Here is a 12,390-nt window from a genome sequence, read left to right as displayed (position 1 = left end):
GTACGCATGACCCTTGCGGGTGGCCGGCGATTCCCAAGCATCATCGCTTGGTTGTTCTTATAACCTGCTGAAATTAAAAGATCATTTCAAATTGCGAAGGGTTTGGCCCCGCCGCTGCCGGCGCTGGTATGGCGCTTGCGGACAGGGGGGCATGACAAAGTTCGTTTTCAAATCGCTGATGATCGCCGGGGCCTTCCTGTTCTTTGGGGGGCATGCGCCACTGCCGGGCGAGGCAAGGCTCACCTTGCCGGATTTCGCCTGCGAGGCCGATCTCGGCTCCTGCCGGCTCGGCGAGACCGATATCGAGCTTGGCGAGCGCTCGCCGCTCCTTGCGGCGCTGGCCGCGCGGGCGCGGGGCAACCCGATCGCCGATCTCAAGCAATCGCTTTCCGATCCGAAGCTCGCGAGCCTGCTCGACGAGCGGGTCGTTCCGGAATTCGCGGTGGCGGCGGCGCAGACGCGCCTTGCCGCGCTGGCCAATCAATTCATCGAGGGGATCGAAACCGGCGCCCGCTGAGGCCGCCGGATCGAACGACAGCAGGGCGACAGGGGCACATGCATCAGTTTACAGCGTTCTTCTTTGCGATCGCGACGGGGTTTGTCGCGGCGGGGCTCACCAGCAGCTTCTACCGGATGGTGACGAACAAGCCGCCGAGCTTTCAGCTCACCTCCGAGACGATGATGTGGCAGGTGATCGGCGTCTTCACGCTGATCTTCGCGGGGCCGACCGTCATTCTCCGCAACGCACTCCGCGCGCAGGTGTTCGAGAACCGCCCGCCATTCTGGATGCTGCTCTCCGGCTGCATCGCGATGATGTGGAGTTTTCTTTCCGGCGTCTTCCTGCTCGGCGTAATGCTCTCGGCTTAAGCCCGCCGCCGGCCGCGAACGACGCGACGGCCGAGCGCCGTCGCGAAGAGCGCGCCGAGACCGGCAACGATCGCCCACACAAACTCCAGTGCCACCAGCAACAGGTTCCATGCCGTCTTGAAGGCACGGAGGCCGGTCTTGCCGGTGATCTCGATGATGCCGCGCGTCTTGGTGCCGAGCGTACCGCTCATCTTCGTTACACGGGCAAGATCGTCGGTACTGTCGACATATTTCATGATCCGCACGGTTTCCGCCGGGCCCGTCGCGCGCTCCAGCGCCGTTACATCGTCGAGGATGGGCGTTACCCGCGCCATCGAGATGCCGTCCGCATATTCCATCACGGCGCGCCGCGTCGCCTGCGGGTTGGCGAGATCGACGGCACGGAGCGTGCCGCCGAGCTTTTCGAAATTGACGGCTTCCTGAAGCACTCTCGTCATGTCGCGCGCGAAACCCGTTGTGACGGTGCCCGCCTTGCGCGCGATCTTCAGCAGCGACACGCCGATGCGGGCGGGGAGCCCGCCGCCGCCGGTCGCGACCGTCGCCGTCGTCGCCGCGAGGCCGACGACCGAGAGGCCGAGGATCATCTTCGAATATTCCTCGCCGCGCACGAGCTTGGAGCCTTCCGAGCCGATGTCGCGCACGTCGCCGACGACGGTGAGGTCGGACGCCATTGCGCCCATGAAAGCGGGTGTGTCGTTGCCCTCGCCGGTGACGAAGCCCTGGATGAAGCTTGACGTGTTGCGGGTGAAGCGGCGGGTGTAGGCATCCTCCGCCTCGAGGCGCATCACCGTGTCCGGGTTGAGCGGCGTTTCGATATAGGCTGCGATCTCGGCATACATCACGGCGTCGTCATAAGCGTCTTCGTCGAGTGCCGTATCGATGCGGCGGCTGAGATCGGGCCCATCCGTCTTGCTCTTCAATTCGGCGACGATGAAAGGCTCGGCAGGGATGTCGTCGTCCGAGACATAGCCGTCGAGCAGCCCGCGCTGGAAGGCGAACATGAAGAGGAGCGGCAGGACGAGCAGGAAAAGGACGAGACTGATGAGAAATCGCATACCGGAACGCCTGTTCATGAAGCCGCGCGTCAAGCTTGGGCTATTGCGGCGCAATGCGCAACCCGGGAGGGATGCGCGGGTTCCGGCGTCGCGAAATGCCGCCTACGGATTACGCGCCGACGGGGCCGCCGTTTTTGGCGGTGATGACGAGGAGCGAGGGGCGGGGCGGCATGCCGGGCTCGAAATCGGGCCAGCGTGTCGCCGGGTCCTCGAAGGTGGAGTCGCGCTCGAAGCCCTTGTAGTTCTTCGTGCCGTCGGCACCCGGATGCTGCACGGCGAGGAAGAGCGTGGTGCCGTCCGGCGTGAAGCAGGGGCCGCAGACTTCGGCGCCGATGGGCGCACGGAATATCCGGCGTGCGAGACCGCGCTTTTCCCCCACGGTTGCGAGCGCATAGAGGCCGTCGGCGGAACCGGATGAGGCGTCCCAACCGGAGCCCTGATCGGTTGCGACCCAGAGGCGGCCTTTCGGATCCACCGCCATGTTGTCGGGGCAGGTGAACCAGCCGTTCTCGCCGATATCGGGATGCCATGCGGCGCCGATGGCGGGAAAACGGGGTTCGCCGCATTTCACGATCAGCGTCCATGTGAAATTTTCGGAGCCGTGATCGCCGTCTCCCGGTTCCATCTCGACGATCTGGCCCCAGAGATTGGCGGCACGCGGGTTCACGCCGTCGACCTGGTCTTGCCGGCGCTCCTTGGAGTTGGTGAGCGCGACATAGATTTTTCCCGTTGCCGGATTTGGCTCCACGTCCTCCGGCCGGTCGAGCGGCGTTGCGCCGACAAGGTCGGCCGCGCGGCGGGTTTCGATCAGCACGTCGGCCTGCGAGGCAAAACCGTTCGCGGCGTCGAGGCCGTTTTTCCCATGCACGAGCGGCATCCATTTGCCGCTGCCGTCTTCCTCGAAGCGCGCGACGTAGAGCGTGCCTTCGTCGAGCAGCGACGCACTCGCGGCGCGGTCATCACTGTCCACCTTTCCGGCGGTGATGAATTTGTAGAGATACTCGAACTGCTGGTCGTCGCCCATATAGATGACGAGGCGGCCGTCCTTCGTGGCCGCGTTTTCGCAGCCTTCATGTTTGAAGCGGCCGAGCGCAGTGCGCTTTACCGGCGTCGAGAAGGGGTCGAGCGGATCGACCTCCACCACCCAGCCGTAGCGGTTCGGCTCCTTCGGCTCCACGGAGAGATCGAAGCGTTTATGATAGAGGCCCCAGGGATAGGCGCGGCCGGCGGGGAAGCCCATGCGCGCATGGTTCGCCGCTTCCATCTCGTCCGCCGGTTCGCCGATGAAGTAGAAGTTGAAGTTTTCTTCCGACATGAGCCACGTGCCCCAGGGCGTGATGCCGCCGGCGCAATTGTTGATCGTGCCGATGACATTGTGACCGGTCGGATCCTCGCCCGTCTGCAGGCGCGGGTGACCGGCGGCCGGGCCGGAGATCGTCATGTCGGTGGTGAGCGGGGTGATGCGGCGGTTGTATTCGCTGTCCCTCACCACCAGCCATTTGCCGTCCTTGCCGCGCGCGACTTCCACGATGGTGCCGCCATGCGCGGCCATGGAAATCTCCACGATCTCGCGCGTGAAGTTTTCGCGCGGGTCTTCGGCCGTCATGCCGGCGTGCATCAGATTGTCGTTGGTGTATTCGTGGTGGATGCAGAGAAGACCGCGGTCGCTCGAGTTCGAGCCCAAGGGCAGGGGCACGAAGCCGATATAGTCGTTGTTGTAGCCGAACTGCCTGAGCTGCGCCGCCGCGCTCTGGTTCGCGATGTCGAAGGGCGGTGCATTCGGGAGCACCGGATCGCCCCAGCGGATGAGGACATCGGCATTGTGATCGGCCGCGATGTGATGGGTCTCGTCGACGCCGCGCGGCACCTCCTCGAAGCCGAAAATGTCGTCGGGGGCGTAGCTGTCGCCGCAGGCGGCGAGCGAGAGGATGGCGGGCGAGACGGAGGCGAGGAGCGCCGCCTTGCCGAAACCGGCCAGCACGTCCCGTCTTCCGATGCGGCGCTGCCAGAGGGTGGCGAGCGACGGCGACGTGGCGCGCGCCACGGGTTCGTCGTCGGCGGCTGCGAGTTCCTCGCCGAGAGATTTGCGCTCCGTCATGTAATCAGCCCCTTGTTCGCCCCGTCCGGAGGTTAGGCGTCCGCCTTGACGGTCCGATGACAGCCCTATTTTGCGGTCTTTCGCAAGTCTCGTGTCCAGAACGCACCCATGCCATAGTCGCCTCAAAACAACCGATCGAGGAGAGAAATCCATGCCCGTTTATGCCATCGGCGACGCGAAGCCGATCCTGCCCGCGGAAGGCGATTACTGGATCGCGCCCAATGCGGAGGTCATGGGAAATGTGAAGCTCGAGAAGAATGCGAGCGTCTGGTTCGGCGCGGTGCTGCGCGGCGACAATGAGCTCATCACCATCGGCGAAAACTCCAACGTCCAGGACGGCTCGGTGCTGCATACCGATCCCGGCTCGCCGCTCGTCATCGAGCGCGACGTCACCATCGGCCATATGGTGATGCTGCACGGCTGCACCATCGGCGCGGGCAGCCTTATCGGCATCGGCAGTATCGTTCTCAACAACACGAAGATCGGCAAGGGCTGCCTGATCGGCGCGAATTCGCTGATCGCGGAGGGCAAGGACATTCCCGACTATTCGATGGTGCTCGGCTCGCCCGGCAAGGTCGTCCGCACGCTCGACAAGGAAACCGCCGAGGCGCTGCGGCTCTCCGCCGATCACTATGTGCAGAACTGGAAGCGCTACGCCGCCGGCCTCAAGCGGATCGACTGATGCGCGCGTCTGTTCTTGCCGCCTGCCTTGCCGTTCTGCTCGCCTGCGCGGGATGCACGGAAACGCCCAATCCGGATGCCAACCTCACGATCGAGACGGCGGGCGGCGCGGTGCATGTCTTCACGGTCGAACTGGCCGTCACGGATGAAGAACAACGGCAAGGGCTGATGTTTCGCGAGAAGCTGGACGACGACCGCGGCATGCTCTTCTTCTACGCGCAATGCGATACGGCCAGCTTCTGGATGAAGAACACCTATATCCCGCTCGACATGATCTTCATCGGGGCGGATGGGCGGATCGCGCGGATCGAGCGAAATACCGAGCCGGAAACGCTCACCATCCATCAATCGGGGGCGCCGGTGAACGGGGTGCTGGAGGTAAATGGCGGGCTGACGCAGCGTCTCGGAATCGCGGAGGGGGATTATGTCCGCCATCCCTGGTTCGGCGAGACGGGCAAGGCTACTTGCGGCTGATTTTATCAGCTAGACTACGCACAAGGCATATTCCGGCAAAATCAGAACATCGGGAGGGGCTATGAGCCAGGCACAGGCAGCGCCGCAGGAAGTACAGGAAGTTCTCTACAAGGTCGACGGTCACATCGCGACCATCACGCTCAATGCACCCGATCGCATGAACACGATTTCGGGTCCGATGCTGAACCAGCTCACGAAGCGTCTCCAGGAAGCGGATGCCGACCCGGAAGTGCGCTGCGTGATCCTTACCGGTGCGGGGCGCGCCTTTTGTGCCGGTCTCGATCTTCGCGCGCAGACGCAAGGGGCGGGCCTTTCGATCGGCTCGAGCGGCGGCGTCACCTCGACGAGCCTCGATCTCAAGAACACGCCGCCCACCGTGTTGCAGGAAATGGAGACGCCGACGATCTGCGCCGTGAATGGCGGCGCCGCCGGCTATGGCATGGACACGGCGCTCGGCTGCGACATCCGCATCATGGGGAAGTCGGCGAAGCTTGCGGCCGCCTTCTGCAAGCGCGGGCTTGTGCCGGAATCGGGCGGCACATGGTATCTGCCGCGCCTCATCGGCTGGTCGAAGGCCGCCGAACTGATTTTCACGGGCCGTACATTGTCGGCGGATGAAACCGTCGCCTGGGGCCTTGCGTCCGAAGTCGTCGAGGACGCGGACCTGATGCCTCGCGCTCGCGCGCTTGCAGCCGAGATTGCGGCCAATGCGCCGCTCGCGGTTCGGGCGGCAAAGCGGATGATGCGCATGGGCCTGAACGAACCGTTCCCGGAGCATGTACATCACGTCTATCTTCAGCTCCTTCCCCTGATGCGGACGGAAGACGTGAAAGAGGGAATGATGTCGTTTGTCGAAAAGCGGGAACCGAAGTTCAAGGGGAGGTAAAAGCCTCTCGATCTTCGACCGGTTACATCAGCCGTCGTGGCCCGGCCGCCACGACGGACAAGACTTGAGTGGGCAATCGAGAATGATGCGGGGGCAGTCCGCCGGGTGGACGGCGAGCGGGGCAAGATGCGCGGCGGTTCTGTTCGCGCTCATCGTGCTCGCGTCTCCCGCGCGCGCCGCGCAGCTTGGCGGCGGGTTCGACGGGATCGGCGAGGCGGCGGGCATGACGCTCACGCTGACGCAGTCGGAACGCCGCGTCGTCGGGCGTCTCGCGTCGCCGAGCGATGCCGGGTACACGCTGAACGGCGAGCGTGCGGACCTGGACGAAGGCAGCGCTCAGGGCGTCCTTCGCGCGGTCGGCGCCGACAGCGACGGTGCTTTCTTCCATATCGAGGAGCGTCCGCTCGGGCTGCAGTTTCTCTTCATTCCGTCGAAGCCGGACGGCACGCCCGATCTCGGCGCGGCGCGCGAATATTCCTTCCTGAAGCGCGGCGTCCGCCCGACCGTGACGACCGAAGAAGAGCGGCGCTATCGCCCGGCACCTTCGGGGCGTGTGGACATTCTCGTGTTCCTGGACGGGTTTCGCGGCTGGGCGCCAAGCGATACGGCGCGGCTCTATGCGGCGCTCGATGACCGTAACCGCGGCCTTATCCTTCTCTACGATCATGCGACGGCGGAGCTGATGTGGCGCATCTGCGAGGCGGCACCAGCGGAAGGATCGCCCGAGGCGGAGATGCTGGCGGAAATGCAGGAGCGACAGCAAACGGATTGCGCAGCCTATCTGCCGCTGGTGCAGGCCGCGCAAAAAGGGGGACTCTTCCCCGAGTTCCTGCGCCGCTCGCAGTTCCAGCTTGAACTCGTGCGCGCAACCGTACTCTGCGATCGCCGCGAAACTGCACCGGCGCGGTGCGCCGATGTGAGCGCGCTCGGTGCGCCGCTCATCCTGCGCTGGCGGCGAGGGGAGGCAATCATGACCGATCTCGTTCCGGCGGACCAACGCGCGGCGTTGCTAGATGGACCTGCCGAAGAGCCTGTGGAAATGGCTGAGCCCGCCGCGACGCCGCCCGACGAGCCGCAGGGAGAGACAGGACCGGTCATGCTGCGCGGGGCCGCTGCGCCGTTGCCGCTGGCGAGACCCGGCGGCAGACCGGGAGGGGAAGAAGTTGGCGGCGTCTCCGACTTCGAGCCGGACACGGGAGCCGAACGGGCGGTTGCGGCGGCGACATCGAAATATCGCCTGCCGCTCGCCAGGCCGCGTTAGCCGTCTCCGGTCAGGCGACGGCGACGAGCTGGATTTCGAAGGTCAGGTCTTCGCCCGCCAGCGGATGGTTGGCATCGAGGCGCACCACATTGTCATTTACTTCCGTCACGACCAGCGCGATCTCGCGCCCGTCGCCGCCGCTCGCCGTCAGCCGCATGCCGGGCTGCGGTTCGAGTTCGGGCGGAAGCTCGGTGCGGGGAATGTCCTGCACGAGACGCGGGTCGTGTTCGCCATAGGCATCCTGCGAAGCAATGGTGACACTCTTGGTGTCGCCCGGTTCCATGCCGACGACCGCGTTTTCAAAACCCGCGATCACCATCTGGCCGCCGACCGCGAATTCAATGGGTTCGCCGTCGCGGCTCGAATCGAAAACCGTGCCGTCTTTCAGCTTGCCGGTGTAATGCACCCGGACCTTGTCGCCATTCTGTACTGCCATTTGCTTTGCCTTTCCGCGCAGCGGCTCCGCCCATAACGGGAAACCTCGCGCCATTCGATGAACCGGCGGACCGATCAGAGATGGATTTAACGAAAAAGGCCTTCAGGTGTTTCACCTGAAGGCCCCCAAATCATCGGCAAATGACTTTAGCAGCGCAGCGCGAGTGTGGCCACCTCGGGAAGGCCGATGCCCGCGGTTTAACTCAATATGTCCGGCGCCAGACGCGGCGAATCTTGGCATCGACTTCCGGTCCCATCGAGCTCCAGGCGGTGCGGTCGCGTGTGGTGTCGGCGATGAACATGCTGTCGGAGCGGCCGATATAAGGGCTCAGATCGTTCAGCAGGCCGGCCGCCGTCGCATCAGCGTTCACGCACCAGACATTCGCGGCGAGCTTGTAGGCCGGTCCAAGCGACATGATCGCCTGTTCGAGCGGGCCGGCGAAGCGGGCCTTGATATCCATCACGATGAGAAAATTGGCGGTGTCGGGTTGCCGGCGCCGGTCCACCTGGCCTTTGCCGGGGCCGTACACGCGGCGCTCGTCGGCGGGCTGTTGTGCGAGAGGCTGGGACGCCGGTTCCGCGAAGGGCCGATCCTGTTGCCCGGGTTCATCCGCCGCAGCATCGGGATCGGCCACGTCGCGTTCCGCCAGTTCTGTGTCTTCCGCCCTGACGGCCGTATCGGGCGCCGCTTCCGCGGGGGTCTGGGGCTGCGGCGCTGTCCGTTCAACGCTCGCGTCCGCTTCCGGTTCCACGGCCGAGAGGTCGCGCAAGAGCGCGGCAAAGATGGGCAGGTCGACTGCATATCGCCACATGCCGGCGCCTGCGGGCGTGCCTTCGGGCGCGAGCAGGCTGTGCTCGGCCACGCGGCCTTCAGCGACATAGGCCTTCATGGTTTCGAAGCTATAGGGGCCGTAGACGCGGTCGCCATATTTCAGCACCCAGCGATGGGCCGGGACGGCATCCGGGGCAGGCTCGGCCGATATTTCGTTTGTTTGCGCCATGTCGGTCTGCGCCATCGTCTTTCGTTCGTGGGGTTTCGGCACCGCGTGCGCGGGGCTTGAACTGGCTCCGTGTTTCCGTTTTTAGAGGGTTTTGGTTACCGCAACGTCAACACGAGGGTGCTTGCCGCCTCGCTGGCGACGGGGCAAAGTCCCCGCCAATGCGCGACAAGGCGCCGAAATCAATAGTTTGTTAACGGGAAACGCCGATGACCGAATTCTGCAAGGCCGAGCGCGACGGGCACCTGCTCGTCGTCACCATCAACCGCCCCGAGCGCATGAACGCGCTGCATCCGCCTGCGAATTTCGAGCTCGAGAAGATTTTCGACGATTTCGCGGCCGATCCCGAGCTTTGGGTCGCGATCATTACCGGGGCGGGGGAGCGCGCATTCAGCGCCGGCAACGACCTGCGCTGGCAGGCCGAAGGCAACAAGCTGGAAGTGCCGAAGTCGGGCTTCGCGGGCCTTACCTCGCGTTACGACCTCAACAAGCCGGTGATTGCCGCCGTGAACGGCGTGGCAATGGGCGGCGGTTTCGAGATCGCGCTCGCCTGCGACCTGATCATTGCATCGGAAAATGCTGTCTTTGCGCTGCCGGAACCGAAGGTCGGTCTTGCCGCGCTGGCCGGCGGGCTTCACCGGTTGCCGCGCCAGATCGGCGTGAAGCAGGCTATGGGCATGATCCTTACCGGAAGGCAGGTTCCGGCGAAGGAGGGCAAGGAACTCGGCTTCGTCAACGAGGTCGTTCCCGCTGCGGAACTCCTCACCGCTGCCAAGCGCTGGGCAGGGCTCATCATGGAATGTTCGCCCATGTCGATCCGCGCGTCGAAGGAAGCCGTCTATGGCGGGCTCGACGAAGCCGATCTCGAAAAGGCCATCACGGGCAAGTATCCCGCGGTCGCGGCGCTCTTCAAGAGCGAGGACCTGATCGAAGGCCCGCGTGCCTTTGCCGAAAAGCGGAAGCCTGTCTGGAAGGGCAAGTAGGAGGCATCTGCGCCCGAAAAAAGAACCGGCCCTGCTGCGGGGGGAGCAGCAGAGCCGGCCTCGACAGGACCGGGACCCAACGGGGGGCGGTGGTGCCCGGTCGGCAGGTCAGTTCAGGGCGAGCGCGGCAGTGGGTTCCTCCTTGGAGATATCGCGGCTCGCTGTCTGGCCTTCATTGACGCCCGGGCGCATATCGAGTGCAGGCTGGGGCGTTTTCTTCTGGATCGCGGCAAGGAAGGGCGCCGGCTCGCCGACAGGCGGCAGTGCGGCCTGGGCCACGTCACGGAATGTGCGGCGATCGAGATTGACCCAGATATAGGGCCGTTCGCGCGACTGCCGTTTGATCCACTGGTAAGGCGCGTCGGACCACGCCACGATTTCCCAATTCTTGTTGTCGAGCACGAATTCGCCGCGGTCGGTCTTCACGACAAGGACGGCATGCCCCTCGCCATTCCATTCGCGCACGACGGCGACCAGAAGGTTTTCCGCCGCCCAGCCGCGCTCGATCAGCAGCTTGCGCTTCATCAGCGCGAAGTCCTCGCAGTCGCCGCCATTGGCGCCCGGATAGGCCCACCATTCGGCACGGTCGTAGAGTGCGTAGTCGGAAACCTGCGGTACGGTGTTGTTGACGTAGTTGTTGACCTTGTTCAGCTCCGCCCAGCTTTCCGGCGTCAGCGCGGCGTCCTTCGGCGCATCGGTGCCGCCGCCGCATTCGTCCGGGTTACGCACGCAGAAGCCGATATAGCCGTAAGGCGCCATCACCTGCTGGCCTTCCGGCATCGCGGCTACGACCAGATGCACGCCGGCCGAATTGTCGAAAAACGAGCTGCCGATACTGCCCACACGGTCGGGCGTCTCGCATCCCGCCAGCCCCGCGGCGATCCCCGCCAATACAACGATACGCTTGCACCAAAACATTTTGCCCACCCAGTGAATTCGCTTCGTGGGAGCAAGATGTCAGGGAGGCATTGGCGGGCGTTTAAATGCGGGACTCGGAATTTAAGGAACTAAGATTCAAACTCAAATCAGCTTTGCCTAAAATTTGAACGAATTCCGATTTGAATAAAATTCAAAGCAGTTTCGGGAGATGAAAATCCCTTGTCCGGCAAACATTTGAACCGGACCGGGCCGATGGCGGACGGGAAATTCGCGGGTAACGAGAGATCGCGGTTTCATGCATTCCATCCGCCGAAACTTTTTTCAGAAAAAAGTTTCGGCGAGAGGTTTTCGGATGCGGTCAGGCCGGTTTCGCACCGTCGAATGTGCTTGAATCGCTTGCCAGCGTGTCCCGGATATGCCGGATCGTGGCGGCCCGTTCCTTCCGTTTCGTGTGTGCGAAGGCGGGCTGCGACAAGCCGGCAAGGGTGGCGGCGCGGGCCTTTGCGGTCGCCATCAGGGCGGTTGCGGAAGCCGTCTCGTCGAAATAGCCGACCGCGACCGCTTCGACGGGGTTGTAGATGCGGGCCTGGGTCACGGCTTCCGTCAGCCGGTGGCTCGCGAGCCGGTCGCGGGCAAGCTCAAGGCCGAAAATCGGCATGGTCATGCCGATCGCGACTTCCGGCAGGCCGATCTTGAATTCGCCCTCGGCGCCGATGCGGCTATCCGCTGCGAGCAGCAGCAAACCGCCCGCCGCCAGTGCGTGACCGGTGCAGGCGATGACGACGGGGAGAGGGTATTCATACAGCCGGAGCAGAAGTTCGGCGCCGGCCGAAACCAGTTTCCGCACGTTTTCCGGGCCCGAAGCCATTACTTCGAGGTCGAAACCGGCGCAGAAGCGCTTTTCGCGGCCGGCGATCAGTACTGCCTTCGCATCCCTTTCGGCGCGGTCGAGCGCGGCGTTCATCTCGCCGATCATGGCGTGGCCGAGCGCATTAGCGCGGCCGTCATCCATGGCCAGGATGGCGATATTGTCTTCAATGACGGTGGTGAGAATCGATCCGGTCAAGCTGCCCCCCTTTTGTTGCGGGGCACTCTAGACCGACGCGCGCCTAGCCGAAAGGACGAGAAAAGGCGTTGGAATGCTCGGGCACGTTGGTGAACTGGATGCCGACGCCTTCTTCCGTATGGCGGACGACGCGGCCCTCCATGCGGCCGATGGAGACGTGGGTCCCGATCATGGGGCGCGGTTCGATTGCGACCTGTGCACCGCCCAGCGACATGTCGATGATGCGGCAGGGGATGGACGAGCCGTCCGTCATGGTCAGAACGGAGCTTTCCTCCAGTCCCGCCTCGCCCGGAACATAGCGAGCGAAGGCGCGGCGGGCCGACACGTCGATCTTTTCGCCGCGAGCCAAAGCCTCCAATCGCTGCTGCAGGCGTTCACGGCGCGGACCGCTGATGGCGGTCTCGATGGCGAAGCCACCGTCGAAAAGCCGTGCGATCTTGCCCTCGAAGCGACCGAAATCGTCCAGATAGACGATGATCAAAGCGCCCACGGAGAGGGGTACCGGCGAGGTGACGGCGATGCCGCCGATCGATATGTCGCGGAGCGAGCATTCGTGCTCGGACCCGTCGGGTGCGAGAAATCGCCCCTTGGCTTCGACGGCAACGCGGGGATACCGGCGGCGTTCTTCTTCCTGGTCGGGCTGCATCGGCTATGGCCTGTACATTGTCGAAAGCGCGAAAGCGCCGAATCTCCGGGCCAGAATACCC

14 protein-coding genes are annotated in these 12,390 nt (G+C 64.1%); 7 read left to right on the top strand and 7 right to left on the bottom strand.

Annotated elements, in window-relative coordinates; translation table 11 throughout:
* Positions 1–151 precede the first annotated feature (151 nt).
* Positions 152–517 carry a hypothetical protein gene (locus tag Q8S60_RS16435; RefSeq protein WP_305276683.1) on the top strand — a complete coding sequence of 122 codons (366 nt, stop codon included), beginning with the start codon at positions 152–154 and terminating at the stop codon, positions 515–517.
* 38 nt (positions 518–555) lie between these two features.
* Entirely contained in the window at positions 556–867 is a 312-nt protein-coding gene (locus tag Q8S60_RS16430) for a hypothetical protein (RefSeq protein WP_305276684.1), read from the top strand.
* Here the strand turns inward: Q8S60_RS16430 and Q8S60_RS16425 are convergent.
* Both Q8S60_RS16425 and Q8S60_RS16420 read right to left on the bottom strand, forming a co-directional pair.
* Positions 864–1,922 (bottom strand): hypothetical protein, encoded by a 1,059-nt coding sequence (locus Q8S60_RS16425; protein ID WP_305276685.1) that lies wholly within the window; start codon positions 1,920–1,922, stop codon positions 864–866. The two genes, Q8S60_RS16430 and Q8S60_RS16425, sit on opposite strands and share 4 nt — an antisense overlap.
* A gap of 109 nt (positions 1,923–2,031) precedes the next feature.
* On the bottom strand, positions 2,032–4,020 hold the full coding sequence (locus tag Q8S60_RS16420) for a PhoX family phosphatase (protein WP_305276686.1): 1,989 nt from the start codon (positions 4,018–4,020) through the stop codon (positions 2,032–2,034).
* A 151-nt stretch (positions 4,021–4,171) separates the two neighbouring features.
* On the opposite strand from Q8S60_RS16420, the gene Q8S60_RS16415 reads away from it, so the two are divergent.
* From Q8S60_RS16415 to Q8S60_RS16400, 4 genes are all read left to right on the top strand, one after another.
* The gene (locus Q8S60_RS16415; protein ID WP_305276687.1) at positions 4,172–4,702 is read left to right on the top strand and encodes a gamma carbonic anhydrase family protein; all 531 of its coding nucleotides are present in this window, start codon (positions 4,172–4,174) and stop codon (positions 4,700–4,702) included.
* Positions 4,702–5,175 carry a DUF192 domain-containing protein gene (locus Q8S60_RS16410; RefSeq protein WP_305276688.1) on the top strand — a complete coding sequence of 158 codons (474 nt, stop codon included), beginning with the start codon at positions 4,702–4,704 and terminating at the stop codon, positions 5,173–5,175. Before Q8S60_RS16415 ends, Q8S60_RS16410 begins: the two co-directional genes overlap by 1 nt.
* Before the next feature lie 61 nt (positions 5,176–5,236).
* Entirely contained in the window at positions 5,237–6,061 is an 825-nt protein-coding gene (locus tag Q8S60_RS16405; RefSeq protein WP_305276689.1) for an enoyl-CoA hydratase/isomerase family protein, read from the top strand.
* Positions 6,062–6,143: 82 nt separating this feature from the next.
* Positions 6,144–7,322: a hypothetical protein gene (locus tag Q8S60_RS16400; RefSeq protein WP_305276690.1), complete on the top strand. Its 1,179-nt coding sequence runs from the start codon at positions 6,144–6,146 to the stop codon at positions 7,320–7,322.
* Between the two features lie 10 nt (positions 7,323–7,332).
* Here Q8S60_RS16400 and Q8S60_RS16395 read toward each other — a convergent pair whose 3' ends face one another.
* The gene (locus tag Q8S60_RS16395; RefSeq protein ID WP_305276691.1) at positions 7,333–7,758 is read right to left on the bottom strand and encodes a peptidylprolyl isomerase; all 426 of its coding nucleotides are present in this window, start codon (positions 7,756–7,758) and stop codon (positions 7,333–7,335) included.
* Between the two features lie 202 nt (positions 7,759–7,960).
* Positions 7,961–8,773, bottom strand: a complete 813-nt coding sequence (locus Q8S60_RS16390) for a hypothetical protein (RefSeq protein WP_305276692.1) — start codon at positions 8,771–8,773, stop codon at positions 7,961–7,963.
* Between the two features lie 191 nt (positions 8,774–8,964).
* Here Q8S60_RS16390 and Q8S60_RS16385 point away from each other — a divergent pair, with 191 nt between their 5' ends.
* Positions 8,965–9,738, top strand: a complete 774-nt coding sequence (locus Q8S60_RS16385) for an enoyl-CoA hydratase-related protein (protein ID WP_305276693.1) — start codon at positions 8,965–8,967, stop codon at positions 9,736–9,738.
* Between the two features lie 108 nt (positions 9,739–9,846).
* On the opposite strand, the gene Q8S60_RS16380 is transcribed toward Q8S60_RS16385, so the two are convergent.
* The 3 genes from Q8S60_RS16380 to Q8S60_RS16370 form a co-directional block, all read right to left on the bottom strand.
* The gene (locus tag Q8S60_RS16380; protein WP_305276695.1) at positions 9,847–10,656 is read right to left on the bottom strand and encodes a transglutaminase-like cysteine peptidase; all 810 of its coding nucleotides are present in this window, start codon (positions 10,654–10,656) and stop codon (positions 9,847–9,849) included.
* A gap of 319 nt (positions 10,657–10,975) precedes the next feature.
* Positions 10,976–11,683, bottom strand: a complete 708-nt coding sequence (locus tag Q8S60_RS16375; protein WP_305276697.1) for a crotonase/enoyl-CoA hydratase family protein — start codon at positions 11,681–11,683, stop codon at positions 10,976–10,978.
* Between the two features lie 43 nt (positions 11,684–11,726).
* Positions 11,727–12,329, bottom strand: a complete 603-nt coding sequence (locus Q8S60_RS16370) for a PilZ domain-containing protein (protein WP_305276698.1) — start codon at positions 12,327–12,329, stop codon at positions 11,727–11,729.
* Positions 12,330–12,390 lie beyond the last annotated feature (61 nt).

This window comes from Parvibaculum sp., assembly GCF_030694575.1.
Taxonomy (GTDB): Bacteria; Pseudomonadota; Alphaproteobacteria; order Parvibaculales; family Parvibaculaceae; genus Parvibaculum.
The sequence above is the reverse complement of the archived record's forward strand: the minus strand, read 5'-3'. Positions and strand labels throughout refer to the sequence as shown.